General features: G+C 69.4%; 27 protein-coding genes. 15 read left to right on the forward strand and 12 right to left on the reverse strand.

The window, feature by feature from the left end; all coding sequences use genetic code 11:
• Positions 1–150 precede the first annotated feature (150 nt).
• Positions 151–693, forward strand: a complete 543-nt coding sequence (locus LI336_RS09760; RefSeq protein ID WP_227132938.1) for a hypothetical protein — start codon at positions 151–153, stop codon at positions 691–693.
• A gap of 157 nt (positions 694–850) precedes the next feature.
• Complete coding sequence (locus LI336_RS09765) at positions 851–1519, forward strand: AIM24 family protein (RefSeq protein WP_227132939.1); 669 nt, start codon at positions 851–853, stop codon at positions 1517–1519.
• An 11-nt stretch (positions 1520–1530) separates the two neighbouring features.
• Here LI336_RS09765 and LI336_RS09770 read toward each other — a convergent pair whose 3' ends face one another.
• The gene (locus LI336_RS09770) at positions 1531–2541 is read right to left on the reverse strand and encodes a BtrH N-terminal domain-containing protein (protein ID WP_227132940.1); all 1011 of its coding nucleotides are present in this window, start codon (positions 2539–2541) and stop codon (positions 1531–1533) included.
• Positions 2542–2682: 141 nt separating this feature from the next.
• Between LI336_RS09770 and LI336_RS09775 the strand changes: the two genes are divergently transcribed.
• The 3 genes from LI336_RS09775 to LI336_RS09785 all read left to right on the forward strand — a co-directional run bounded on the left by LI336_RS09775 (position 2683) and on the right by LI336_RS09785 (position 5834).
• The gene (locus tag LI336_RS09775; protein ID WP_227132941.1) at positions 2683–3702 is read left to right on the forward strand and encodes a HEAT repeat domain-containing protein; all 1020 of its coding nucleotides are present in this window, start codon (positions 2683–2685) and stop codon (positions 3700–3702) included.
• 197 nt (positions 3703–3899) lie between these two features.
• Positions 3900–5093, forward strand: a complete 1194-nt coding sequence (locus LI336_RS09780) for an ABC transporter substrate-binding protein (protein WP_227132942.1) — start codon at positions 3900–3902, stop codon at positions 5091–5093.
• Between the two features lie 3 nt (positions 5094–5096).
• Positions 5097–5834: an NAD(P)/FAD-dependent oxidoreductase gene (locus LI336_RS09785; RefSeq protein WP_227132943.1), complete on the forward strand. Its 738-nt coding sequence runs from the start codon at positions 5097–5099 to the stop codon at positions 5832–5834.
• 34 nt (positions 5835–5868) lie between these two features.
• Here the strand turns inward: LI336_RS09785 and LI336_RS09790 are convergent, their stop codons facing one another.
• Genes LI336_RS09790 through LI336_RS09805 form a run of 4 tightly spaced genes read right to left on the reverse strand, consistent with a single transcriptional unit; the run spans position 5869 to position 8918 of the window.
• A complete protein-coding gene (locus tag LI336_RS09790; protein ID WP_227132944.1) occupies positions 5869–6432 on the reverse strand; it encodes a COG1361 family protein in 564 nt (187 codons plus the stop codon).
• Positions 6429–8159, reverse strand: a complete 1731-nt coding sequence (locus LI336_RS09795) for a b(o/a)3-type cytochrome-c oxidase subunit 1 (protein ID WP_227132945.1) — start codon at positions 8157–8159, stop codon at positions 6429–6431. The genes LI336_RS09790 and LI336_RS09795 overlap by 4 nt, the downstream gene beginning before the upstream one ends.
• Complete coding sequence (locus LI336_RS09800; protein ID WP_227132946.1) at positions 8156–8758, reverse strand: cytochrome c oxidase subunit II; 603 nt, start codon at positions 8756–8758, stop codon at positions 8156–8158. The genes LI336_RS09795 and LI336_RS09800 overlap by 4 nt, the downstream gene beginning before the upstream one ends.
• 7 nt (positions 8759–8765) lie before the next feature.
• Positions 8766–8918, reverse strand: a complete 153-nt coding sequence (locus tag LI336_RS09805) for a cytochrome oxidase (protein ID WP_227132947.1) — start codon at positions 8916–8918, stop codon at positions 8766–8768.
• A gap of 143 nt (positions 8919–9061) precedes the next feature.
• On the opposite strand from LI336_RS09805, the gene LI336_RS09810 reads away from it, so the two are divergent.
• The 6 genes from LI336_RS09810 (at position 9062) to LI336_RS09835 (ending at position 15973) form a co-directional block, all read left to right on the forward strand.
• Entirely contained in the window at positions 9062–9247 is a 186-nt protein-coding gene (locus LI336_RS09810; RefSeq protein ID WP_227132948.1) for a hypothetical protein, read from the forward strand.
• A gap of 6 nt (positions 9248–9253) precedes the next feature.
• Positions 9254–9994 (forward strand): sulfite exporter TauE/SafE family protein, encoded by a 741-nt coding sequence (locus LI336_RS09815; protein WP_227132949.1) that lies wholly within the window; start codon positions 9254–9256, stop codon positions 9992–9994.
• Entirely contained in the window at positions 9991–12528 is a 2538-nt protein-coding gene (locus tag LI336_RS09820; RefSeq protein ID WP_227132950.1) for a heavy metal translocating P-type ATPase, read from the forward strand. The genes LI336_RS09815 and LI336_RS09820 overlap by 4 nt, the downstream gene beginning before the upstream one ends.
• The gene (locus LI336_RS09825) at positions 12525–13211 is read left to right on the forward strand and encodes a DUF7546 family protein (RefSeq protein WP_227132951.1); all 687 of its coding nucleotides are present in this window, start codon (positions 12525–12527) and stop codon (positions 13209–13211) included. Before LI336_RS09820 ends, LI336_RS09825 begins: the two co-directional genes overlap by 4 nt.
• A gap of 107 nt (positions 13212–13318) precedes the next feature.
• The gene (locus LI336_RS09830) at positions 13319–14236 is read left to right on the forward strand and encodes a sodium:calcium antiporter (protein ID WP_227132952.1); all 918 of its coding nucleotides are present in this window, start codon (positions 13319–13321) and stop codon (positions 14234–14236) included.
• 183 nt (positions 14237–14419) lie between these two features.
• Positions 14420–15973 (forward strand): SLC13 family permease, encoded by a 1554-nt coding sequence (locus tag LI336_RS09835; protein WP_227132953.1) that lies wholly within the window; start codon positions 14420–14422, stop codon positions 15971–15973.
• Between the two features lie 147 nt (positions 15974–16120).
• Here the strand turns inward: LI336_RS09835 and LI336_RS09840 are convergent, their stop codons facing one another.
• Positions 16121–16405 carry a hypothetical protein gene (locus LI336_RS09840; protein WP_227132954.1) on the reverse strand — a complete coding sequence of 95 codons (285 nt, stop codon included), beginning with the start codon at positions 16403–16405 and terminating at the stop codon, positions 16121–16123.
• Between the two features lie 132 nt (positions 16406–16537).
• Here LI336_RS09840 and LI336_RS09845 point away from each other — a divergent pair, with 132 nt between their 5' ends.
• The 4 genes from LI336_RS09845 (at position 16538) to LI336_RS09860 (ending at position 22315) form a co-directional block, all read left to right on the forward strand.
• On the forward strand, positions 16538–17755 hold the full coding sequence (locus tag LI336_RS09845; protein ID WP_227132955.1) for an alpha-hydroxy-acid oxidizing protein: 1218 nt from the start codon (positions 16538–16540) through the stop codon (positions 17753–17755).
• Between the two features lie 180 nt (positions 17756–17935).
• Positions 17936–18763: a rhodanese-like domain-containing protein gene (locus LI336_RS09850; protein ID WP_227132956.1), complete on the forward strand. Its 828-nt coding sequence runs from the start codon at positions 17936–17938 to the stop codon at positions 18761–18763.
• Positions 18764–18993: 230 nt separating this feature from the next.
• On the forward strand, positions 18994–21780 hold the full coding sequence (locus tag LI336_RS09855) for a lamin tail domain-containing protein (RefSeq protein WP_227132957.1): 2787 nt from the start codon (positions 18994–18996) through the stop codon (positions 21778–21780).
• 88 nt (positions 21781–21868) lie between these two features.
• Positions 21869–22315, forward strand: a complete 447-nt coding sequence (locus tag LI336_RS09860; protein ID WP_227132958.1) for a universal stress protein — start codon at positions 21869–21871, stop codon at positions 22313–22315.
• Positions 22316–22413: 98 nt separating this feature from the next.
• Here LI336_RS09860 and LI336_RS09865 read toward each other — a convergent pair whose 3' ends face one another.
• From LI336_RS09865 to LI336_RS09890, 6 genes are all read right to left on the reverse strand, one after another.
• Positions 22414–23160: an NAD-dependent protein deacylase gene (locus LI336_RS09865; protein WP_227132959.1), complete on the reverse strand. Its 747-nt coding sequence runs from the start codon at positions 23158–23160 to the stop codon at positions 22414–22416.
• Positions 23161–23233: 73 nt separating this feature from the next.
• Complete coding sequence (locus tag LI336_RS09870; protein ID WP_227132960.1) at positions 23234–23458, reverse strand: hypothetical protein; 225 nt, start codon at positions 23456–23458, stop codon at positions 23234–23236.
• Positions 23459–23583: 125 nt separating this feature from the next.
• The gene (locus LI336_RS09875) at positions 23584–23808 is read right to left on the reverse strand and encodes a hypothetical protein (protein WP_227132961.1); all 225 of its coding nucleotides are present in this window, start codon (positions 23806–23808) and stop codon (positions 23584–23586) included.
• A 75-nt stretch (positions 23809–23883) separates the two neighbouring features.
• Complete coding sequence (locus tag LI336_RS09880; RefSeq protein WP_227132962.1) at positions 23884–24243, reverse strand: DUF7964 domain-containing protein; 360 nt, start codon at positions 24241–24243, stop codon at positions 23884–23886.
• Between the two features lie 50 nt (positions 24244–24293).
• Complete coding sequence (locus LI336_RS09885; RefSeq protein ID WP_227132963.1) at positions 24294–24524, reverse strand: DUF6199 family natural product biosynthesis protein; 231 nt, start codon at positions 24522–24524, stop codon at positions 24294–24296.
• A gap of 87 nt (positions 24525–24611) precedes the next feature.
• The gene (locus tag LI336_RS09890; protein ID WP_227132964.1) at positions 24612–25808 is read right to left on the reverse strand and encodes a thiolase family protein; all 1197 of its coding nucleotides are present in this window, start codon (positions 25806–25808) and stop codon (positions 24612–24614) included.
• Between the last annotated feature and the right edge of the window lie 115 nt (positions 25809–25923).

The raw sequence follows: 25923 nt of genomic DNA on the forward strand, positions 1-25923 counted from the left end.
TCGAGCGCGTCGACGGGCCGACTGCGAGGGCTGGGTGTGGTGGGGTGTCGACTGCGAGGGCCGGGTGTGGTGCCCGGCCGCGTATCGAACGGTGAGTTCGAACGAACGCTTTAGCGGTCGGCGGGCGAGGTTCCGACCTGACACGGCGTGATGTTTCCCGTATTCGTCGCCGAGAACCTGCCGCAGTGGGTTGGCGCGCCACTCCTCCAGCTCTCGCTCCTCGTCGTCGGCGTCCTCCTCGAACGAACGTACGTCAACCGCCTGACGACCATCGCCGGCGCGCTCGCGCTGCTCAGTCACGTCCTGTTCGCGGAGGAAAGCGCGCTCTGGGTGGGGCTCTACCTCGACGTCGGCTTGCTCCTCGGCGCGTACGGGGTGTACTGTTACGTCGAGGCGCTCCCGGTGGTGTCCTCGCCGGTGAAGCTCGTGTCGTACTTCGCGTACGCGCCGCTGTCGGTCCTGCTCGTCATCGTCCTCCCGCACTGGCTGTTCCCCGTCGCGCTCCTCGTCGGGGCCGCACTCAACTACAAGCTCGTCGAGGAGCTCGCGCCCGCGAAACCGTACTTCTGGGGGACTGGGGAGCGCGACCCTGAGGACGGCGTCGACCTGGAGGACGTCCAGGCGTACGCCGCCGTGGCGCGAGCGTTCGTCGAGGCGCAACTGGACGACGCCGGTGGCGACACCGCCCGGTGACGGTGGTCGCGCGACCGCCCGGTGGTTCCCGTGACCGTCGCTGGACGTCGCTCGACACCGCTCGACGAAGAACCTGTCAGATGGCCGCAACGGGAGTTATGATACCGGTGGGCGAACGGAGCCAGTGAGCCGCAGTGACGTGGCTCGTGACACCATCATGGACGTCCAACGATTCGTCAGCGAGAACGCGCCCGAGGAGAGTACAGAGACGTTCGAACTCGAGAACAGCAAGCTACTGGACATCGACGTCGACGGGTCGGTGATGACAAAAGCTGGTGCGATGGTCGCGTACGACGGCGACCTCACGTTCACGGGCACGTCCAACGCCGAAGGTGGCCTCACCGGCTTCATCAAGCAGAAGGCGACCGGCGAAGGCAGTCCCGTGATGGAGGTCGAGGGGAACGGCCACCTCTACGTCGCCGACCAGGGCAAACGCATCCAGCTCCTGCAACTCGAAAGCGGCGAGTCAATCTCCGTGAACGGCCCGGACGTCCTCGCGTGGGAGGACGGCGTCGACTACGAGATCAAGACCGTCGGGAGCATCGGCGGCGCCGCCGCCGGCGGGCTGACGAACGTCTTCCTCACGGGGCCCGGGATGGTCGCCATCACGACCCACGGCGACCCGCTCGTCCTCTCACCGCCCGTGAACACGGACCCGCAGGCGACGGTCGCCTGGAGCAGCGACCTCTCGCCGAGCATCTCGCGGAACCGGAGCCTCGGCGACGCCATCGGGACGTCGAGCGACGAGACCTACCAGATGAGCTTCGAGGGGTCGAGCGGGTTCGTGGTCGTGCAACCCTACGAGGAGGCGCCCGGCGAGGAGTAGTTCCGTCGCGTTCAGACGCGTTCGAGCAGTCCCGAGAACAGCGCTTCCTCGTCGTCGGCGACCGCGAGGAGTCGGTCGCTGGCGTCCTCGTACGCGGCCCGTGCCTCGCTCGAGTCGTCCGCGAGCCCGGCGCGCTTCAGGGCGTCGCCGACGGCGTGCCACTGGTCCTCGACGTCGCGCATCGCCTCGACGTCCCCGTCCGTGACGCCGTCGACGACGTCGCTCGCGGTCTCGAGGAACGGCCGGAACAGGCCGCGGAACGCCGCCCCGCCCGTACCGCGCTTCTCGACGTTCTGGTACGCGAACCGCGTACACCAGTCGGCGTCCTCGAGCGACGACCACTCCGGGAGCTCTCGGGCCATCGCGCGCATCCCGTCGAGGCCGTTCGCGCCGTCGCCGGCGTCCGGGATGCCGTCGTACGCGTCGTCCGGCGAGAGCAAGCCGTCGGCGGTCGCGCGGATGCCGGCGCGCATCGCCGCGGCCTTCGTCGCGTCCGGTTCACCGCGAGCGACCATCCGCCGTCGGTCCAGTGGCCCGAAGAACCCGACGTCGCTGCTCCACGCCGCGTCGAAGTCCTCGCGCGACACCCGCTGGAGGTCGCCGAACTCGCTGTCCGCGATCGAGACGCCGTCCTCGTCGGCGTCCACGACGACCACCACGTGCGGACTGAAGTGCACGTCCGAGTCGAAGTACGGCAGGTAGAAGATGTCGACGAACGCGACGACGGGACGCCCGCCGTCGACGTACGCTCGCAGGTCCGCGAACGCGGTCTCGGCGTCGTCGCCCCGCCCTTCGTCCACGTCGACCCCGAGGTGATCGAAGAACGCGGACTCCAGCCACGGCGTCCGCCCGACGAACTCGCGGCTCGGCGACCGATTGCGCTCGTAGTAACTGAACCCGAGGCCGCCACCGATACCGAAACACACCGGTTCGGGGAGGTCCCACGCGCCGTACGTCGCGACGTCGTGCAGCGACGTCGACCCGCAGTGCGCGCCCTTCGCGTGCGAGAACGCATCCAGCATACCCCAACGCACTCCCGCGACCGATAAGACCCTAGCGGTTCCACACCCCGATGCTGGGTGGGGGAGGTGACGCGGTCGCCTGCGAGCGTCGACCACGTACGTATTTGTCGAGCGCACTGGTTGGTCGATTCGAGAACGCCGATGACTGGTCCCGACGAGACGCCGTCGACCGCCAACGTGACCGACCTCCTGAAAGCGGGGGACCTCGACGCGGCGAGTGCACGTCTGTCGGCGCTCCTGGACGAGGACGAGGCGACGCGGAAGCGAGCACTCCAGGAGCTCCGAGACGTGGCGACTGCCAACCCCGGTGGCTTCGAGGCGCTCGCTGACCCGCTCGCGGCGTTCCTGACGGACGAGGCGCGAGCGGTCAGGCTCACGACCGCGAAGGCGTTCGTCGCGCTCGCGAGTGAGGCCCCGGCGGTCGTTCGTCCCGTGGTGGAATCGCTCGCTGCACGGGTGAGCGACGACGACGAGTTCTACTACGTTCGAGCGCGGTGCGCGGAGGCGCTCGGGTACGTCGGGCTCGACCACCCGGAGGCGGTGAGCGACCCGGAGACGCTGGCGGAGTTCCGCGTCGGCCTGTCGTTCGACGAACCCGAGGTCCGGGAGAAGCTGGCGAAAGCGCTCGCGTACGTCGCGCTCGGCGACCCGAGTCGACTCAAGCAGCAGGTCGCGTCGCTCGCCGAGCACCTCGACGACGAACGCGAACTCGTCCGGTACCACCTCTGTACGGCGCTCGTCGTCGTCGGCTGCGAGCACCCCGAGCGCCTCGCGCCCGCGGTGCCCGCGCTCGCCGAGCGCGCGACCGACGAGGACCTCTACGTCAGGGGTCGCGCGGCCGAAGCGCTCGGGCTGTACGCGGCGACGGACGCCGAGGAGACCGTTGACGTCCATGCAGACGACTTCGCGCCGCCGGGAGACGACGACGTGCCCGGATTCCTATCCGAGCGCCTCGCCTTCCTCCGGGCTCGGCTCGACGACGGGATTGCTGCCGCGCCGACGCCGGACGGGGTCGGGTCCGTCGAGTCGGTCCGCGAGGGAACGGCGGACGCGGTCGAGGCGATGACGTCGCCCGACAGCGACGAGGCGTGTCCGGCGTGCGGGCTCGAACTACCCGAAGACGGACCGCCGATGTGTCCTCGATGTGGCGCCCCGCACTGAACGCGACCTCCCGTGGTTCGGGCTGCCGTCACTTCGTGATTCCGCGTCTCTGGCCGGCAACGATCCGACGCTCGTTCGTACCGTCCTCCCCGGCGTAACGCATACTTTCACCGGTGCGAGCTCGTTGCATGAACTCCGAATTTAGGCCTGCCTAATAATCCGAAGGCCTTATGAGTTGTTAGGCTGGCCTAAAACGTATGGAAGAAGACTCCACCAATCGCGGGACATCGACCCGACGAGACCTCGTGAAGTACGGCACGGGCGTCCTCGGCGCCAGCCTGCTCGCGGGCTGTGCCAGTCAGTCCGAACCCGAGACGACCGGGGACGCGCCGGACGGCGAGTCCGCGACCGACAGCCAGGCGACCACGACGGCCGGCGACGACTCCTACACCGTCGAGATGGCGCCCGTCGGCGAGGTCGAGTTCGACGCGCCCCCCGAAGCTGTCACGCACTACTTCCCGGACTACGCCGACATGGCGGTCGCGCTCGGGAAATCGGACACCATCCTCTCGATGGGGCTCCCCTCGCGGTTCCACACGAGTCACTACGACGAACTCGTCGGCGTGAGCGTCGACACGGACTCGATCACGAAATTGAACGGCGACAGCGGCATCGACAAGGAGACCTTCTACGAACTCGACGCCGACGTCCACCTCATCGACCCGCAGTGGCTCGTCAACAACAGCTTCTTCGGCCTGAACGAGAGCGACGTCGACGAACTCACGGACAACGTCGCGCCGTTCGTCGGGAACACGGTCTTCCGCCGGACCGATGGCTGGCACGACTACCGGTACTACGACCTCTACGGCGCGTTCGAGAAGGTCGCGCAGGTCCACCAGGAGGAAGAGACGTTCCAGGCGCTCAAGTCGCTCCACGACGAGTTCATCGCCGACGTCCAGGCGAAGCTCCCCGGCGCGGACAGCCGCCCGAACGCGCTCCTCACGTTCGCGGCCGGCGACGAACCGGAGGCGTTCTACCCGTACCGCGTGAGCGACCAGGGCACGAACAAGAAGCACTTCCACGACCTCGGGCTCACGGACGCGCTCGCCGGCACCGGCATCGAGGGCCTGTCGACGACCGACCGCGGCCAGATCGACTACGAGACGATGCTCGAGGTCGACCCGGACTCCATCCTCGTCCGCGGCCACGAGGGCAAGAGCCGCGAGGAGTTCGAGAACACCGTCCTGGCGTTCATGAAGGACCACGGGACGGCGTCCGAGCTGACCGCGGTCCAGAACGACATGGTGTTCCGCGGCGGCCCCATCTACTCGGGGCCGCTCCACAACCTCTTCCTCACCGAGCGGTACGCGAAGCTCTACTTCCCGGACACGTACAGCGGCGAGCTGTTCGACCGGAGCCGCGTTGCGGACATCGTCACGGGGGAGAACTGAGCGATGTCGAGTACGGTCCCGAGGGACGTGGTCGTCGTCGGCGGTGGCGTCGCGGGGCTCTCCGCGGCGACGTTCACCGCTCGCCACGGGCTGGACACGCTCGTCGTCGATTCGGGCGAGTCCATCCTCCGGCGGAACGCGCACCTGGAGAACTTCCCGGGGTTCCCCGCGGGCGTGAACGCCCGCCAACTCCTCGACCTGCTGGAGGAGCAGGCGACCGAGGCGGGTGCCGAGCACGTCACTGGAACCGTCGAGCGCGTCACCGACACCGAGGACGGGTTCACCGTCGAGACGGACGCTGGCGAGCGCTACCGGTCGCAGTACGTCGTCGCGGCGACGAAGAACGAGGTCGGGTACCTCGACGACGTCGACGGCGTCGACGTCATCGACCGCGGGAAGGCGTTCGTCGACACCGACGAGCGCGGCCGCACCGGCGTCGACGGCCTCTACGCCGCCGGGCGCCTCGCCGAGAAACCCCATCAGGCAGTCGTCTGCGCCGGCCACGGCGCCGAGGTCGGCGTGACGATACTCGAGGACGACGACCGACCGTTCTACCACGACTGGGTCGCGCCCGACGGCTACTTCACCGACCGTGGTCGCGACCTCCCACCGGGCTGCGAGGAGGTAGACGACCGCGAGCGCGCGGACCGCGAGCAACAGTCGCTGGACGTGATGCGCGAACGATTCGCCGAACCGCACCCCGACGCACAGGAGACGCACCCGAGCCTCGAAGAGGACTGACTCGGAAGCGTCGGCGACGACGTCGCCCGCGCCGCTAGTCGTCGAACGCCAGTTCGACGGTGCTGGCGGCGACGACCTCGGCGGTCCCGTCGCCGTACTCGCGCGCGGTGACGACGAGCGCGGTCGGCGTCGCGCCGTCCGGGAGCGACCACTCGCCGGCGAGCGTCCCGGTCTCGCCGGGGGCGATGGGGCCGACCGACGCGCCATCGCTGAGGGCCTCCCCGTTCGAGAGCTTGACCTCGGATATCGAGACGCCGTAGTCGACGTCGCCCGTGTTCTCGACGGTCACCGACAGCTCGAACGTCCCGTCCGCGACCGCGAGCGTGTCGACGGTCTCCGGGCGAGCGGTCTCCGCGAGCAGGTCCTCGCCGACGGACAGCCCTTTCTCGTCGCCGACCTGTCCCTGCAGCAGCCCGAAGAACGTCCCGGCTTCGAGCGCTACCGGGATGCCGACCGCGAGCGCGATCAGGTACTTCAGGTACTTCCGGCGGTCGCCCGTCATCTGGCCCGCCTGCACGGGCTGGCCGCCGTCGGTCCGTGGGTCCCGCGGCTCGGAGCCTGCGTCCTCGGTCGACCGTTCGAGTGCGTCCTCGCTCACAGCAGCACCTCCCAGAGCGGTTCGAGCGCCGTCGGCTGGGGCGGCTGTCCCGGATAGAACAGGCCGTCCTGGATCATCGTGTACAGCGGCGGGCCGTACGCGAGCGCGACGAGCACCACCGCGATGACGAGCCACAGGCGGAGATTGTTGATGGCACGCGGTGCCTCCTCCGGTCCGGAGAGCGCCGGCGGGAGGTCGCCGTCGACCGCGATGGCGCTCCGGTCGACGAGCCACGTTCCGACGACCACGATGAGGAACAGCGTGAGCGAGAGCGTCAGCAGGATGCCGCCGAGCGCGATCTGCCAGCGGATCTCGCCGATGGTCCCGAACAGCGCCTCGAACTCGAAGTTCTCGTACTGCGGTTCCGCGGTCCGACGCGGGATGCCCGCGAGACCGCCGCGGTGCATCGCGTTCGACATGAGCGTCATCCCGACGAACCACAGGTACGGCTGGATGGTCGCGAGCGTCCGATGCTGGAGGCGCTTCCCCGTGAGCTGGGGCCACAGCCAGTACGTGACGCCCATGAACGTGAGCGCGACCGCGGTGCCGACGGTGAGGTGGAAGTGCCCCGGCACCCAGAGCGTGTTGTGCACGAGGTAGTTCACGTTCATCCCGGCGTTCACCATCCCACTGAACCCGCCGGCGGCGAACATCAGCCCGGCGAGCGCCATCGCGGCGAACGCTGGCTCGCCCCACGGGAGGTTACGGAGCCACGACAGGTAGCCCGTGCCGCCGTTCCGCCGGGCGCCGTACTCCATGCTCGCGACGACCGTGAACGCCGTCAGGAGACTCGGGAGCAGGAGGAACATCGTGTTCGACATCGCGAGGAACTTGAAGCCCTCGGGGATGCCGGGGTCCATGTACTGGTGGTGGAACCCGACCGGGGTGGATAGCACCAGGAAGAGCACGAACACGATGCGCGCGAGCGGGTCACTGAACAGGCGTCCGCCGGCGAGCTTCGGGAGGATGGTGTACCAGATGAGGTACGCGGGCATCAGCCAGAAGTACACGACGGGGTGCCCGAAGTACCAGAACAGCGTCCGCATGAGGAGCGGGTCGACCGCCTGGATGAGGCCGAGCGACCACGGGATGAGGAAGAACACGACCTCGACGGCGACGCCGAGCGTACTCAGGTACCACATCAGCATCGTCATGAGGACCATGAACGTCCGGAGCGGCGGCGACTGACCGGGATTGTCGCCGCGCCAGTTCCAGTACGTGCGGAACCAGTCGATGCCGGCGAGCCACGTCCCGATGATGAACAGCGCCAGGCCGATGTAGAAGATGGGGTGCGCTTGAAGCGGCGGGTAGAACGTGAACAGGACGTCGGCCTGGAACGGTATCTCGCCGACGAACCCGGCGAGGATGGCGACGCCCGCCATCGTCGACCCGGTGCTCATGATCGCCACCCACGTCTTCGTGAACGTCACGCTCTCGAGTGGCCGTTCGAGACTGTCGACGATCGACCACGTGAATATCCCGCAGAGGAAGAAGATGGTGAACACGAGCGCGAGCAGGACGCCGTGCCCCGTCAGGACCGTGTAGTAGTCCTTCGACGGGATGAACCGGAAGACGCCGGTGCGGTGGAGCGCCTGTATGAGCCCGAAGAGGCCGCCGATGCCGAGTGCCGCGAACGACACCGCGAACAGCTTCCGGACGACGTTCGCCGCGTCCGGGTACTCGTCGCGGAACGCGCCGAGTTCGCCCTCGATACGTTCGGTACTCATGCCGTCACCTCCGTGGCGCTGCCGGCTACCTGCTGGGCCGCTGCGACGGACGCGTTCGTCGTGGTCTCGTTCCCGCTGGTCGCGTTCGTCGCACCGGGGCCTTCGTACTCGGATTCGGGGACGACGACGATCCGGCCCTCCATCGCGTGATGGGCGGCGCCGCAGTACTCGTTGCAGACGATGCCGTACGTCGCCGCGTCACCGAACTCGACGGTCATCTTGCTGACCTGGCCCGGGATCGCCATCGTGTTCAGGTTCGTGCCGACGACCTCGAACCCGTGGACGACGTCCTGACTCGTCACGTAGAACGTCACCTCGGAGTTCGCGGGCACGCGGATGACGCCGTTCGCTGGCGTCCCCGGCTCGAACGAGAACTGCTTCGCGACGACGTACACCTCGTACTCGTCCTCGCCGACCTGCTCGACGCCGGGGTCCGCGAACTCCGTCTCGTCGAGGTTCTGCGGGTCGACCGTGCCGCCTTCCGCGTCTATCATCTCGATGCCGGGGCCGACGGCGCCGTACGCGATAGTCGAGATGAGCCCGAGGATGAATACGAGCGCGAGCGCGAGCCATACCTTCTCGAAGCGGTGAATGTGCACGTCTTGGTCACCCCACGATTGTCAGTCCACGACCGAGGAACTCGATGAAGTACGTGAAGATCCACATCAGGACGACGATAGCCATGTAGATGCCGATGAGAGTTGCCGTACCGATCGGGTCGAAGTGTTCGTCGTCTTCGCCCGCTGTCTCCGTACTCATCTGCGTCCCACCTCCACGTAACTCAGGTCCGAATAGTCCATCACGGACCCACTGTTTGAGCCGTAGAATATAACGTTGTCCCTGGATTCTCACGGCCTGGGAACGGGGTTGGGTTTTTGGTGGTTCGGATGGCTAGGCCCCGTATGAACATTCGGCCTGGATACATGGCGGCGCTGATAGCGCTGGCAGCCGCGGTTCCGGCGGCAGCGTACCTGATAACTGGGGAGTGGCTCGCGCTGGGAACGTTCGCGTGTATCACCGTCATCGGCGTGTTCTTCTGGTACCTGTTCGACGGGAGCGAGCAGGACCCGAGAGCGGCAAATCACTGAGCGGTGATGGCCTCGCTGCCGTCGCTGGAGCTCGTCGGGTTCTTCGCGTTCGGACTGCTCGGGAGCGTGCACTGCCTGGGGATGTGTGGCCCCGTCGTGACGCTGTACGCCGACCGGGTCGGTGACCGCGAGGACGTCTCGTGGTTCGCGGTCCGCCAGCAGTTCCTGTTCAACGCGGGGCGGACGGTCGCGTACGCCGCGGTCGGTGCGACGCTCGGCCTCCTCGGGGGGTTCGTGGTCGCCGGTGGCGTCGCGGTCGTCGGCGAGGCGGCGCGCGGCGTCGTCGGCGTGCTCGCGGGCGCGGCGGTAGTCGCCGTCGGCGCGTGGTACGTGCTCGGCCGGCAAGTCCGCGGGCACGTGCCGTCCACGGGTATCTTCCAGCGGGTCGTGGGGGCGAGCGCGGAGCGGCTCGACGAGTGGGTGCGCGGCCCGAGGGTCGCGGTCCTCGGTGCGGCCCACGCCGCGCTCCCGTGCCCGATACTGTATCCGGCGTTCGCGTACGCGTTCGCGACGGGGTCGCCGACGCGCGGCGGGCTCGCGCTCGCGGCGCTCGGGCTCGGGACGTTCCCGCTCGTGTTCGCGTACGGCGCGGCCCTGGGCTCCATCGGTGCGTCCCGTCGCCAGCAACTCCACCGCGTCCTCGGCGTCCTCATGGTCGCGCTCGGGACGATGCCGCTCCTGTCCGGGCTCGCCGCGCTCGGCGTCGACGTCCCGATGCATCCGCTGCACCCGTGGGTGATGCCGTGAGCGAGACCCCGCCTCCCGTCGGCGACGCGGAGACCTGTACGCTCTGCGGGCTGGACGTCCCCGACGCGCCCGTTTCGGGTCCGGACGGAACGTACTGCTGCGGGGGCTGCAAGCAGGTGCACGAGACCGTTGGCGACGTCGCCGTCGACGGGCCCGTCGACTCCGGGGACGTCGCGAGTGCGCTCGATGGGGCCGCTGCACCCGAAGCGGACGCTGACGGAACAGCGGACGCGGTGGGGGGTGCTGGGGCTGACGCGATGGCGGATGCGGAAGCGGACGCGGAGGCGTACCTGCGCGTCGACGGCATGCACTGCACGACGTGCGAGACGTTCGTCGAGGGCGTCGCCGAGCGCGAACCCGGCGTCGCCGCCGCGGACGCGTCCTACGGCTCGCGGCTCGTCCGCGTCGCGTACGACTCGACCGCGCTCGCGGCGGACGCGCTCCCCGACCGCCTGACCGGGTACGGCTACCGCGCTCGCGGGATGGACGACGCGGACGACGTCGAGCGCTCCAGCGGCCGCCTCATCGTCGGCGGGTTCTTCGGGATGATGACGATGCTCTGGTACGTCCTCTTCCTCTACCCGGACTACCTCGGCTGGGACGTCTCCTTCCTCGACGTCGGCGGGAGCGCTGGCTGGTACCTGCTCGCGAACGTCTGGGTGATGGCGACCATCGTCCTCGCGTACACCGGCTATCCCATCCTCCGGGGCGCGTACGTCAGTTTCGCCGCCGGGAAACCGAACATGGACCTCCTCGTCTCCCTCGCCGCGGTGAACGCGTACGTGTACTCGACGGCGGCGCTCCTCGTCGGCCGCACCGAGGTGTACTTCGACGTCACGGTCGCCATCGTCCTCGTCGTCTCCATCGGGAACTACCTCGAACGGCGCGCCACCGACCGCGCCGCCGACCGCGTCGGGGAACTCGCCGAGGAACGCGTCACCGAGGCGACGGTCCGCCGCGAGGACGGCTCGACCGAAATCGTGCCGGTCGACGCGGTCGACGCGGACGACGCGGTCGTCGTCGGCCAGAGCGACCGCGTGCCGCTCGATGGGACGGTCGTCGAGGGCGAGGCCGCGGTCGACGAGTCCCTGCTCACGGGCGAATCCAAACCCGTCGCGAAGTCGCCGGGCGACCGCGTCGTCGGCGGCTCGACGGTCGTCGACGGCGGCGTCGTGCTCGAACCGGACCACGACACCGCGAGCACGCTCGACCGACTCGTCGAGACGACGTGGAACCTCGCCGCGTCGCGCTCGGGCGCCCAGCGGCTCGCGGACAAGCTCGCGGCCGTGTTCGTCCCGCTCGTCGTCACCGCCGCCGTGCTCGCGACCGCGTACTGGCTCGTCGCGACCGGCGACGTCGCCACCGCACTCCTCACCGGCCTCGCCGTCCTCGTCGTCTCGTGTCCGTGCGCACTCGGGCTCGCGACGCCGCTCGCGGTCGCGTCGGCGGTCTCGCGCGGCCTGGACCGCGGCGTCGTCGTCCGCGACGCGAGCGTCTTCGAGCGCGCCCCGGACGTCGACACCGTCGTCTTCGACAAGACCGGGACGCTCACGACCGGTGAGATGACCGCCGACCACGTCGTCGCGACCGACGACGCGACCGAAACCGACGTGCTCGCGTCGGCCGCGGCCCTGGAGACGTACGCCGACCACCCTGCCGCGGAGGCCATCGTCGACCGTGCCGGGGAACTCGCGGCCCTGGACGCCATTCCGACGGCGTCGAGCGTCGAACGCCACCCTGGACGTGGCGTGGCTGGTCGCGTCGACGGGGAGCAGGTGCTCGTCGGGAACCGCGACCTGCTCGCCGAACACGACGTCGCGGTCCCCGCCGCGCTCGCCGACGCGGGCGACGCGGCCCGCGGCGACGGCGCGCTCCCCGTGTTCGTCGTTCGCGGCGACGAGGCGGTCGGGCTCGTCGTCGTCCACGACGACCCGCGTCCCGGCTGGGAACGCGCCTGCGAGCGACTCGCTGCCGACGGCCGCGACGTCGTCGTCCTCACCGGCGACGACGCCGCCGCCGCCTCCCGGTTCGAGCGCCACGACGCCGTCAGCGAGGTGTACGCGGACGTCCGCCCGGAGTCGAAGACGCAGGTCGTCCGGACGCTCGCGGCCGACGGCCCGGTGGCGATGGTCGGCGACGGCTCCAACGACGCGGGCGCGCTCGCCGCGGCCGACGTCGGCGTCGCGATGGGGTCCGGGACCGCGCTCGCCGCCGACGCCGCCGACGCGGTCGTCGTCGACGACGACCTCGCGTCCGTCAGCACGACCTTCGACCTCGCGACCACCGCCCACGACCGGGTTCGCGGGAACCTCGCGTGGGCGTTCCTCTACAACGCGGTCGCCATCCCCGTCGCCGTCGCCGGCCTCCTGAACCCGCTCGTCGCCGCGGTCGCGATGACCGCGAGCAGCCTGCTGGTCGTCGCGAACACGCGCCGCGACTGGGAGCTCGACGACGAGACCGACGACGCCGCGGCCGCGACCCGCGACGACGGCGACGCCGCGCCGGTCGACCACTCGGAGGTGAGCGCCGCGTGACCGAGGAGGCCACGACCCGCGCCGACCGCGCCCTCGACCGTGCCGGGACCGCGCTCGCCGCGTCGACGCCGTGGCTCGCGCTCGCGGTCGTCCTCCTCCTCGCGATCCTCGGGTACGCGGTCCTCGCGGACGTCGCCGTGACGAAACCACGGTACGCGTTCTATCCCGTCGTGTGGCTCGTCGTCGGCGCCGCCGCCGTCTCCCGCGCCCCACGAGCCGTCGGGAGCGTGCGCCGTCGCGCGCTCGCCGGCGGCGTCGCCACCGCGTACCTCGGACTCCTCCTCTGGTTCACCGGGACGGTCTACGTGATGCCCGAGTGGATGTACTCGCTCTCGGTCTTCGCCGACGGCCTCCCCGGGTGGGCGCCCATCGTGACGTTCATGCTCGGACCCCTAGGCGGGAGCGTCGTCCCGTTCGTCCTCGTCGGGTACGTCGCCCTCGCGTACCTCACCTACGTCGCGCTCACGCGAGCGACCCGCGGGCTCGCCGCCGCCGTTCTCGGCCCGGTGACCTGCGTCGGGTGCGTCGCCGCTGGCGTCTCCGGCCTCCTCGCGCTCGCCGGCGGAACCGGCGCGACCGTCGCCGTCGCCGGCGCAAGCGGCGGCGCACTCGCGACCGTCGCCTACGACGCCGCCACCGTCGTCTACCTCGTCGCCGTCACCGCGCTCGCGACCGTCGACTGACCGTCACCGCGCTCGCGACCGTCGACCCACCGCCTCACGGTCGACGAGACCGCGGGCCGGAGCACTCACGCCCCAACTTTACGCTCCCGTCGGACGAACCAGGGACCGTGTACCTCGAAGCCATCCTCTTCGTCGTGGGGTTGGCAGCGCTCGTCGCCGGCGCGAACCGGGCCGTCACCGCCGCCGCGGACCTCGCGCTCTACTACGGCGTCAGCCAGTTCTTCATCGGCGTCACGCTCATTTCCGTCGGCACGAGCGTCCCGGAGATGGTGACGAGCGTCTACGCGTCCTACTACGGCGCCGGCGACCTCGTCGTCGGGAACATCGTCGGGTCGGAGACCGCCCAGATAACGCTCGCCATCGCCGTCGTCGCGTCCGTCGCCCCGTTCGTCGCCGACCGCCGGAACGTCCTCGTGTACGGGAGCGCGATGCTGCTCGCGATGATCGTGATGCTCCTCGCGCTCGACGACGGCGTCGTCGGGCGCTCGGAGGGCTTCCTGATGATGCTCGCGTACGTCCAGTTCGTCTACGTCCTCTACACGAACGAGGGCGGCGAGGAGATTGCCGAGGAGGTCGTCGAGGACCGCAAGCCACCCCGCGAAGCCATCCCACTCATCCTCGTCGGGCTCGCGCTCGTCGCCGTCGGCGGCCAGGTGATGGTGACCAACGGCGTCGCGCTCGCTCGACTCGTCGGCATCCCCGAGTACCTCGTCGGACTGCTGACCGGGCTCGGTACGACGCTCCCCGAGATCGTCGTCGCGGGGATCGCCGCACACGAGGGACGTGGCGGCATCAGCGTCGGCGCGATCCTCGGGAGCAACATCACGGACCCCGTGTTCTCCCTTGGAATCGGTGCCGTGTTCTTCGACGTCGTCGTCGACGACATCGGCGCGCTCTGGCCGTCGCTCGTCTACATGGTCGTCGTCTCCATCGCCGTCCTCGCGCTGTTCTACTGGCGCGAAGGCATCGACCGTCGAGCGGCCGTCGTCTGTCTCCTCCTCTACCTTCCGTCGTTCGTCGTCTGAACGCGTCGTCGCCCGTCGAGTGACCGTTGGAGTGGCTCGTCCAGTGTGCGTCGGCGTCGCACGTCGAGTGTGCATTGGAGCCGCCCGTCGACGACGCCGTTCGCGGCCGCTCGAAGCGAGCGTCCCCGGCGAGGGATACGCTGAAGACGGACGCGTTCGACGGCTCGCTCGGAGGAATCACTGGTGTCGCTCTCGCGTACTCGCACGCTCTCCCTCGTCGCCGCCGTCCTCGCGACCGTCGTCGTCGCCGGCATCCCGACCCCCGACGGCCTGACGGTCGCCGGCCAGTACGCGCTCGCGACGATGGCGTTCGCCGCCGTGCTCTGGGTGACGGGCGCACTCCCGCTCGCCCTCACCGCGCTCCTCGTCCCGGTCTCGCTCACCATCCTCGGCGTCTACCCCTCTTTTGCGCAGTCCGTCGCCGGATTCGCGGACCCCGTCGTCTTCCTGCTCCTCGCCGGGTTCGTGCTCGCCGAAGCCCTCCAGGCCCACGGCATCGACCGGCGGGTCGCACTCGTCGTCCTCGTCCGCTTCGGGTCGAGCGCGCGCGGCCTCGTCGGCGGCGTCATGGTCGCGACCGCACTCCTCTCGATGGTCGTCTCCAACACCGCCACGGTCGCGATGATGGTCCCCATCGTCCTCGGGATCGTCGACAGCGTCACCGACCTCACGACCGCCGACGCCGCCGACGCCGACCCGGACGCGACCGCGTCGAACCTCCAGATCGCGATGCTCCTCGGCGTCGCGTACGCCGCGAGCCTCGGCGGCGTCGGCACGCTCGTCGGCACGCCACCGAACGCCATCGTCGTCGGCCAGCTCGACGACCTCGTCGGCGTCGAGATATCGTTCGTCGACTGGCTCGCCATCGGCCTGCCGATGGTCGCGGTCACGCTCCCCGTCGCGTGGGCGCTCCTCACGTACGTCGTCTACCCGCCCGAGCCCTACGACGTCTCCACCGCTCGCGAGAACGCTCGCGAGCACCGCGCGGAACTCGGCTCGCTCTCACCGGCCGCGAAACGCACCGTCGCCGTGTTCGCCGTCACCGCCGGCCTCTGGCTGCTCGGTGGCTTCGACTTCGCGTTCGCCGGCGTCCTCCCGACCGAATGGTACGTCACCGTCTTCGGCGGCGACGGCGCGAACGCCCTCGGCACCAGCGGCCACGAAGGCGTCCTCTTCTACGTCCTCGTGGGCGTCCTCGCCATCCCGGCGCTCGTCATCACCGGCGCGAACGAGTTCGACGACCTCCTCGACGTCGACTGGGGGACGCTCCTCCTCCTCGGTGGCGGCATCTCGCTCGCGAACGCGCTCAAGGACACGAACGCGACCGCGTGGCTCGCAGACGTCACCCTCGTGGCGCTCGGCGACGCCGGCATCGTCGTCGTCCTCCTGACCGTCGTCGCGCTCGTCGTCCTCGTCGGCGAACTCGCGTCGAACACCGCGATGGCCGCCATCCTCGCACCGCTCCTCGTCGAGGTCGGGCCGACGTACGCGAGCGCGCTCGGCACCACGAACCAGCTCGCCGCCGTCCTCTTCGCCGTCACCGGCGCCGTCGCCGCGAGCTACGGGTTCGCGCTCCCCGTCGCCACGCCACCGAACGCCATCGTCTACGGCGCCGGGTACGTCGAACGCGAGCACATGCTCCGCGCGGGCGTCCTCCTCGACGTCGTCGTCGTCGTCCTCGCCACCGCACTCGCGCTCGTCCTCGGGTACACGCTCTGGCCTATCGTCCTCGGCTGACTCGGCGCGGCCGCTACGGGCGCTCTGTGGAGAAGACGGCTGTCGGAGAAATGCGGTCCGTGGCGTTCGATTCGAGACCCTGGTCCTTCGGCGAGTCCGCGTGCAGGTACCGGTCTTCCAGCGGGTCTGCGTGCGTGTACTGGACGTTCAGCGGGTGTGCGTGCGGGGCTGGTAGCGGTCGATGCCCCAGAACAGGCCTGCGACCAGGAGCATGAACACTGCGGGCGCCCAGAGCTGTGCGTCGACCGCGAACGCCTCGAGGCTCGACGCGAGGCTGTACGCGGCCGCCGCGATGAGCACGAGCACGAGGAACCCGAGGAACGCGGCGATCCCCATGAAGGGAACGTCAGGGAGCGGGCTCTCTTCGCGTTCGGTCGACTGCGTCTGCTGGGTCTGGGGCGTCCGAGTGCTGGTGGCCGAGTCCTGGTACATCCTGTTTCACCTACTACGTTCTATGCATCCGGTATATAAACGAAGGGGCGGTGATTCCTACGGAATGAAAACGACACCCGGCACGCTGCCGGCATGCCAACTTCCAACACGCTCGGGTGCGAGGGCGGACCCATGAGCGACGACGACTTCCGGCCGTCGACGCCGTACGGTCGGTACCGACAGACGGAGGTGTTCACGACGGGGATGCTGACCGGCGAGACGCCGTCGGTCCCGGTCGCCTACGCGGACCTGAAGGCCGCTGCGGAGGACGCGATGAGCGACGAGGCGTACGCGTACGTCGCTGGCGGCGCCGGCGGCGAGTCCACGAAGCGAGCGAACCGCCGCGCGTTCGACGACCACCGCCTCGTGCCACGCGTCCTCCGGGACACGAGCGAACGCGACCTCCGGGTCGACGTCCTCGGTGACACGTGGCCGGTGCCGTTCGCGCTCGCGCCCATCGGCGTCCAGGGCGTGATGCACGACGACGGCGACCTCGCGAGCGCCCGCGCCGCCGCCGCCGAGGACGTCCCCTACGTCACGTCCACGCAATCGAGCGAGTCCCTCGAGGACATCGCCGCGGAACTCGACGCCGACAGCGACGACGGCCCGCCGAACTGGTTCCAGTTGTACTGGTCGAAGGACCAGGCCGTCACGGCGTCGCTCGTCGACCGCGCCGAGGACGCGGGCTACGACGCCATCTGCCTCACGCTCGACACGCCACACCTCGGGTGGCGCGAACGCGACCTCCAGGGTGGCTACCTCCCGTTCCTCGACGGGAAGGGAATCGCGAACTACACGACTGACCCCGCGTTTCGCGACCGCCTCGACGCCGACCCCGAGGCGAACCCCAGGGAGGCCGCTCGCGAGTTCGTCGACGTCTTCGCGGACCCGAGCCTGACGTTCGAGGACCTCGACTGGCTGTTCGACCGCACCGAGCTCCCCGTCGTCTGCAAGGGCGTCCTCCACCCCGAGGACGCGCGCCGGTGCGTCGCCGCGGGGGCGTCGGGCGTCGTCGTCTCGAACCACGGCGGCCGCCAGGTCGACGACGCCGTCGCCGCCCTCGACCAACTCCCCGCGGTCGCGGACGCCGTCCACGACGAGGACCCAGACGCCGCGGTCCTGTTCGACTCCGGGATTCGCCGTGGCGCGGACGCGCTCGTCGCACTCGCGCTCGGCGCGGACGCCGTCCTCCTCGGCCGACCGTACTGCTACGGGCTCGCGCTCGACGGCGAAGACGGCGTCCGCGCGGTCGTCTCGAACGTCCGCGCGGACCTCGACCTCTCGCTCGCCCTCACGGGATACGACGCGGTCCGGGACGTCGACGACGACGCGCTCGCGGACCCCGATTGATCGCCTCCCTGGGTCGCGTCGACCGACTGGGAGAACTCCGGACGTGGTGGCTGGGAGAAATCCGGACGTGGTGGCCGGGAGAACTCCGGACGTGGTGGGGTGGGTCGCTGGCCGTCAGCGCTCGAACCGTTCGGTCTGCGTACCAGAATCCTCTTTTCACGCGGATTCCTAGGCGAAGATATGAAGCGACGCACATTCGCAACGGCGGCCGCGGGGTCGCTCGCGGGCCTGGCCGGGTGCCTCGGCGGTCAGTTCGGTCTGGGTGGCGAGTCGACCAGCGGGACGAACGACGACGGCGGCGAGTCCTCCTCGCCGGGGACGGTCTCGGACCTGCCCGCGGACGTCGACGGCTACCCCGACGCGGTCGACTCCAAGCCCGAGGACCGCGAGGTCGACACGAGCTCGCTCGACACCGTCCGCGAAGGCGGCGTCGACGTGCCGCTGCTGCCCGTGGACGACGCGCACCTCTGGTGGGCGTACCGGCGCGCCCGGTTCGCCGACGCGCGCGGCCCCGACCAGTACGAGAACAGTCACATCGACGGTGCCGTGTTCAGTTCCGCCGCCGAACGCTTCCGCGACAGCGACGACCCGACCAAGCGCTGGGGGAAGCAGGACCGCATCGTCTGCTACTGCGGGTGCCCGCATCACCTCTCGTCGATCCGCGCGAGCCAGCTCGTCAACGCCGGCTTCGAGAACGTCTACGTCATCGACGAGGGGTTCTTCGAGTGGACCGACCGGGGCTATCCCGTCACCGGGAACGACGGGGGTATCAGCGAGTTCGTCGTCCGCGGCGAGGTCCACGCGAAGCACGCCGGCGAGAACGCGTGGGTGACGCCGGTCGACTCCGACCAGCTCGAATCGACGAACGTCGGCGCCGACGGGTCGTTCGCGCTCCACTGCAAGTTCGTCGACGTCACCGCGGAGACGCGACTTCGCGTCGACACGCCCGCGTGGTCGACCACGGGAACCGTCCAAGAGCTGACGTCGAGCGTCGTCCGCGAGGCCTGACTTACGGCGGTCGGCCGCCGGAACCGAGGACCATGCCGGGTGTCGGTCGAGCGAGGATCGTGCCGGGTGTCGGTCGAGCGAGGATCGTGCCGGGTCGGAGATCGGCCGAGGCACGGCAACCGCTCGCACGCATTTAATCCTCTCGAGTGGTCAGGCGGCCCTACCTTGACTACGTTGAACTACCAAAAGTAATTACCAAGTATTTTAATCCCGGACTCCGGCTTCACGATATGCGACGACGTACCTTCCTGGCGTCGCTATCGGGCACTGCAACCACACTCGGGCTGACAGGGGCACTCGGTAGTCAGCAGGCACAGGCCGCGTCGGGCACGGTCGACTTCCTGGAGTTCGACTCGTCGGCGAGCCTCCTCGACGCGAACCGCGACCGCCTCACGGACGACGCGCGCATCGCCGTCAAAGCGGAGACGTCCGCGTTCAACGTCGACGACGACTCGAACGGCGACGCCGTCGACTACGGGTCGACGGACGTCCCGCTCGTCGCCGTCGACGAGCGCGCCGGCGGCGGCGCAGTCGTCGGGTTCGGCGCGGAACTCGTCAGCGACGACGCGAACTTCGAGAGCGGGAACGAGGAGTTCCTCCTGAACGTCTGGGACGCGTACCTCGGCGGCTCCGGGACCGTCCTCTACGACGAGGGCCACGACCAGTACGACACCCTCACGACGTTCTCGAACATGGCGAACTACGCCGAGACCCAGGCGAACTACGCGGTCTCGGCAACCTCGACGCTCGCCGACGACCTCTCGACCGCCGATGCCGTCTGGATCACCAGCCCCTCGGCGGCGTTCACGGCGAGCGAGCAATCGGCACTCAAGGGCTTCGTCGACGACGGCGGCGTCGCGTTCGTGCACGACACCGCCGACTACTCGAACTTCGACGAGACCGGGAACCTCAACGACCTCGCGAACGGCCTCGACCTCGCGTTCCGCTTCAACGACGACCAGGTGCTCGACACCGAATCGAACACGAACGGCACCTCCTACCGCGTGCAGACGACGCGGTTCGACACGACGTTCGACTTCTTCGCGGACCGCACGGGCATGGAGATCGACCCGAACGCGTCCCACGTCGTCGACGTGAAGGACGTCACCGACGGCGACACCGTCGACGTCGAGTTCGACAGCGGCCGCCGGGAGAACATCCGCGTCCTCGGGATGGACACGCCCGAGAAGGAGCAGTACCAGCAGTACGAGCGCACCCAGGAGTGGGAGGGCCTCGAATCGCTCACGTACCTCGCGGACTGGGGTGCGAACGCGACCGACTGGGCGCAGGGCGAGCTCTCCGGGAAGACCGTCGAGATCGCGTTCGACGACGCGGAACCCGGTATCTTCGACCAGTTCGACCGCTTGCTCGCGTACATCTACTACGACGGGACCGGCGACGGCACGCGCAGCGAGTTCTACAACCGGCGGACGGTCGCGAACGGGTACGCTCGCGTGTACTCGTCGTCGTTCAGCAAGCACGACTCGTTCATGAGCGCCGAATCGCAGGCGCAGGCCGACGGCGTGAACGTCTGGGGGGCGAGCGACCCCGACGCCTCCGACCCCATCCGGAACCGCGATGCGGACGACCTGTTCTTCCCGACCGCGGCGAGCGTCCGCACCAGTAGCGGCGCCATCGACCCGAGTCGCGTCCCGGTGGTCGCCGAGAGCGAGGCGACCCAGACGGGGAGTCCGTCGGTGTCCTACGGCGACGTCCCGCTCGTGGGCCTCGACGAACCGAACAACGTCGGGCTCGTCGGCGCGCCACTCGTCGACGAATCGTACGAGCAGGCCGAGGACTACGCGGTCGACACGAGCACGTTCGAGAACTTCGTGTTCGCCGCGAACCTCGCGAACTACCTCGGCTCGCGCTCGGGGAAGGTCGTCGTCGACGGCGGGCACGGCCAGTTCTCCGCGGACTACGCGCTCTCCGCGGAGGAGACCGCGTACTTCCAGCGGTTCCTCGAGGGCGTCGACACCGACTACGACCAGGTGAACGACGTCACGAGCACGAACCTCGCGGACGCGAAAGCCGTCGTCGTCAGTTCCCCGCCGCAGGCGTTCACGTCGACGGAACTCGACGTGCTCTCGTCGTTCGCGGCCGACGGCGGTGCGGTCGTCCTCGTCGGCGGAAGCGAGACGACTGCGACCGCGCGCTCGAACCTCCACGACGTCGCGAGCGCGCTCGGCAGCGACCTCCGACTGAGCGACGACCAGGTCGAGGACGGCACGAACAACGTCAACGACGACGCGACCGTGCCGACGACGACGCGCTTCGACGCCTCGTTCCCGCTGTTCTCCGCGCTCGAGACCGACGGCGGCACCACCGGCACTGGCGACGTCGAGCTCGTGCAGGTGCACGCGGACGCAGAAGGCACCGAGAGCGAGAACCTCAACGACGAGTACGTCGTGTTCGAGAACGTCGGCGACGCCGCGGTCGACGTGACGAACTACGAGGTCAGCGACGCCGCCGGGAACACGTACGTGTTCTCGGAGTTCTCGCTCGACGCCGGCGCGCAGGTCACGCTCCACACCGGGAGCGGCACGGACACGAGCACCGACCTGTACTGGGGCGAGAGCGGCGGCGTCTGGAACAACACCGGCGACACGGTGACGCTCGTCGACGACGCCGGCTCGACGGTCCTCTCCGTCACGTACGACGGCGACGGGTTCGACGACACCGACGACGGCGGGTCGACGGTCGACGGGATGACGATCACGAACGTCAGCGAGGACGGTGCGACGCTGAACGACGAGTACGTCGTCGTCGAGAACGGCTCGACCAGCGCGGTGGACACGACCGGCTGGTCGCTCTCGGACGCCGCCGGCTACACGTACGAGTTCCCCGACGGGTTCACGCTCGACGCGAGCGCGAGCGTGACGATCCACACCGGGAAGGGGACGGACACGAGCACCGACCTCTACTGGGGGTACGAGTCCGCGGTCTGGAACAACGCCGGCGACACCGCGACGCTCACCGACGACGCAGGTAACACCGTCGACACGTACTCGTACTGACGAGACGCGGTGCCCCGAGCCGGTCCCGTCCGGTCTCTCCTCGGGAACGGCCGAGCGATTGTTACCGGTCGATGTCCAACTACCGACCATGACCTTCGTCGTTCCGTTCGACGGGACCGAGCAATCGTGCGTCGGCATCCGACGTGCGGTCGAACTCGCACCGCGGTCAGTTCGCGTGGTCGCGTTCAGCGTCGTCCCGCGCAAACACGCGGAGTGGGCGCGCGAACGCGATCTCCTCGACCCCGGGGAGTCCTGGGGGAACGAACTCGTCATCTCCCGGCTCCAGGAGCGCGCGCACGAGGAGAGCGATTCGGTGTCGTTCCAGCACACGACCGTCGACCGGTACGCGCCGACGGGGAAGATCAGCCACGAGATCCGCTCGTTCGCTCGCGACGTCGACGCGACGATGGTGTTCGTCGGGAGCATCGACGCTGGCGGCATCGTCACGAGCCTCCAGAGCGTCGGGTCGAGCGTCGCGAGCGACGAGGCGTACGACGTCGTGCTCGTCCGTCGAACCGAGTCGGTCCTCGACTGACTGGTTCGTTCCCGGCTCCACCGGGGGGTCGGCCGTGGCTCCACCGCTCGCGGTTTACTGCGGACGTGGTGGTGTTCGGCTGGTCGGGTCGACGCGCTTCAGAGCGCGTCGACGACCGCGGGGAGGACGTCCTCGACGCGGTCGCGGAACACGAACTCGGCGCGGTCGGCGTACCGCGTCGCCTCGAGGTTCACGACCGCGACCGCCCCGCCTTCGCGCTGCGTGACCGCTGGGAGCCCGGCGGCCGGGTCGACGGTGAGCGACGACCCGGCGGCGACGAGCACGTCCGCGCGCGCCGCCCGCCGTCGCGCCGCCGCGAGCGCGGCCTCCGGGAGTCGTTCGCCGAACAGGACGGTGTCGGGCTTGTAGACGCCACCGCAGTCGCACTCGGGAGCAGAGTCAGTGGCCTCGACGACCGCGTTCGCCGTCTCGACGTCGACCACGTTACCGCAGTCCTCGCAGGTCGCGGTCGACCCCGTCCCGTGCAGGTGCACGACCGATTCGCTGCCGGCCGCGACGTGCAGGCCGTCGACGTTCTGCGTCAGTACCGCGTCGAGGACGCCTTCGCGCTCCAGCGTCGCGAGCGATTCGTGCGCGGCGTTCGGCGCCACGGCCTCGTCGAAGAAGTGCTCGTGGAGCGCGAGCCAGTCCCGCCAGAACCCGTCTGGGTCCGCGTGGAACCGACGGAGCGCGAACGCCGACTCGTCGAACTCCTCGTAGAGGCCGTCCTCGCCGCGGAACGTCGGGACGCCCGACGCTCGCGACAAGCCAGCGCCCGTCAACGCCACCGCCGACCGCGCGTCCCGGAGCGCGTCCGCGAGCGCGGTCACGTCGCTATCGTTCATGCACGACGCGTCGAACCGAACCCGCAAGAAGCCGTCGGCGAACCGCCGAGAAATCCGGCGGTCCCACCAGTGATCACGTCAGGGAGACGAGGACGGTCGCGATGCCGAGGACGACCGCGCCGAGCGCGAACGCGCGGTTCAGTGCGACCTTCATCACTGGTCCGTCATCGGGTGCGCCCGCGACGCCGGCCGGGAGCGCTCGCGTCCGCACGCCGGCGAGTCCTTCGGCGTACCGGTACACGAGCACGCCACCGACGACCAAGGCGAGCCCGAGGACGACGCCCTGCAGCGAGTTCATAGCCCGACTAGGCCATGGCTGGGTTTGAACGTTCGCATCCACACGCCCGCAGTCGTGCGAATCCAGGCCACACCACGTGATTCCTGCGGGACTAGTGACGCGACTGCTCGTGGAGGTCGTCGCGCTCAGCTCGCCAGCGCAATCCCGGCGATGGCCACGCCGAACGTCGCGATGAGGATACCAGCGCCCTTGAGCAGGACCGTTCGCATCCCATCGAGCGTTCGCGCGTCCTCCGGCTCGACGGAGATGACGCGACCGTGCAGCGCGGAGAGCGAACTGGCGGCTCCCGCGATGGCGCCGCCGACGAGCGTCACGACGATACCGAACGCCACGCCTTCGATCGCGACCATACCACCCTTTCGTTCAGGACCATTGAAATGTTTTTGTTTTCTCGATAGACGGACTCAAAGAACCGGGGTCGGGGTCTACCGTTCGTCGAGGTCGTCGACGACCGCGTCCGGGTCCTCGAAGTCCACGGTCGTCTCGCCCTCGACGTACTCGTCGTCGAACTCGGCGTCGTCGGCCCACGCCCGCACCGCGTCCTGGAGCACCGCGAACGCGTTCTCCACGTCGTCGTCCACGGCCTGCAGCACCCGCCAGCCCCCGTCGGCCTCGTCGAACACGACCGCGTGCCCGCGAGTGCTCCGGATGAAGTACACCGCGAACACGCGGTCCTGCTCGGGCACGTAGTTCGCGGGCGCCACCGACAGGTCGTTGTCCTGCTCGTTCAGCGACTGGACCTCCCCGCCCGTCATCGGGCGGTCCGGGAGCGACGACAGCGTCATGCGCGACGAGACGGCCGAGGCGGACAAAAGCCCCGCGTTCCCAGCGGCGTTCAGAACACCACGCTCGAAATCATCGCAAGCCCCACGAGCGCGAACGCGTACCCGCCGTACCGGTTCGCCGTCACGTGCGACTCCGTGGCCTCGACGTCGGTCCCGTCGCGGTCGCTGCCGATCGCGTCGAGCTGCTCGCTGAAGTTCGCCCAGGCTCGCGGCTTCGCCACCAGCCACGCGCCGTAGAGGAACAGGCAGACGCCGAACGCGAACCAGGACGCGTCACTCATGTCAGCTGAATAGGCGGACCGAGGCAAGTACGCTTCGGCCCGTCGGTTCCCCGGGACCGACGACCCGCCGTGGACGCTCGGTCGCGCCTACGGCGCTTCCAGCAGCGTCGCGACGCCCTGCCCGAACCCGATGCACATCGTCGACACCGCGGTGTCGGCGTCGCCGCGGTCGATCATGTGCGCGAGCTTCGTCATCAGTGCCGCACCGGTCGCGCCGAGCGGGTGGCCGTGCGCGATGGCGCCGCCGTCGACGTTCACGCGGTCCCAGTCCGCGCCCGTCTCCTCGAGCCACGCCGCGAGCACGCTCGCGAACGCCTCGTTGACCTCGTAGCGGTCCACGTCGTCGACGCCGAGGTCGTTCGCCTCGAGGAGCCGCTGAGTAGCCGGAATCGGCCCGGTGAGCATCGTCGTCGGGTCGACGCCGACGACCTGCGTGTCCACGATGCGCGCGAGCGGCTCCCAGTCGTTCGCCTCGGCGGTCGCCTCGCTCGTCACGAGCAGCGCGCTCGCGCCGTCGACGATGCCAGACGAGTTCCCGGCGTGCACGACGCCCTCGCCCTCCTCGCGGAACGCGAGCGGGACGCCAGAGAGGCTCTCGACCGTCGACTCCGGACGCGGATGGCCATCCTCTTCGACCGTTATCGCGTCGCCGTCGAGTTCGGTGTCGACGGGGACGACCTGGTCGTCGTACCGGCCGGCGTCCCACGCCGCCTTCCAGCGCGACTGGGACTCCGCTGCGAGTTCGTCGAGGTCGGTGCGCGAGAACCCCCAGCGTTCCGCGATGCGCTCGGCGGACTCGCCCTGCGGTATCAGCTCCTCGAAGTGCTCGAAGTACGTCTCGGCCATCGACCCGCCGTCGCTCCCCATCGGCTCGCGGGTCATGTGCTCGACGCCGCCCGCGACGACGACGTCCTGGAACCCGGCCGCGACCTGACCGGCCGCGAAGTTCACGGCCTGCTGGCCGCTCCCGCACATCCGGTTCAGCTGGACGCCCGGCGGCCCGTGCCTCCCGGTGTAGGAGTCCCCGGCCTCGGGGTCGTCGCCGAGGTCCTCGCCCCAGCCGGCTACGAGCGGCGCGATGCGCGCGATGTTGCTCCCCTGGTCGCCCTTCGGCGTCACGCAGCCGTACACGACGTCCTCGACGACCGCGGGGTCGAAGCCCACGCGGGATTCGAGCGCGGACAGCGGTGCGGCGGCGAGGTCCTGCGGGTGCGTGTCTCGGAACGCGCCGTCGCGGTCCCCGAAGGGCGTCCGCACGGCGTCGACGATGACGGCGTCTGCCATACTCGAAACTAGCAACGCGTTCACTTGTCGCTTGCGCCCAGGGTTACTAATCCACCGCGGCTGAATTGTTAATATCTATCCATCAGCGGCGCTCTCGTAGTAGCGGGATTAATAT

Source organism: Halorubellus salinus (genome assembly GCF_020567525.1).
Classification (GTDB): domain Archaea; phylum Halobacteriota; class Halobacteria; order Halobacteriales; family Natrialbaceae; genus Halorubellus; species Halorubellus salinus.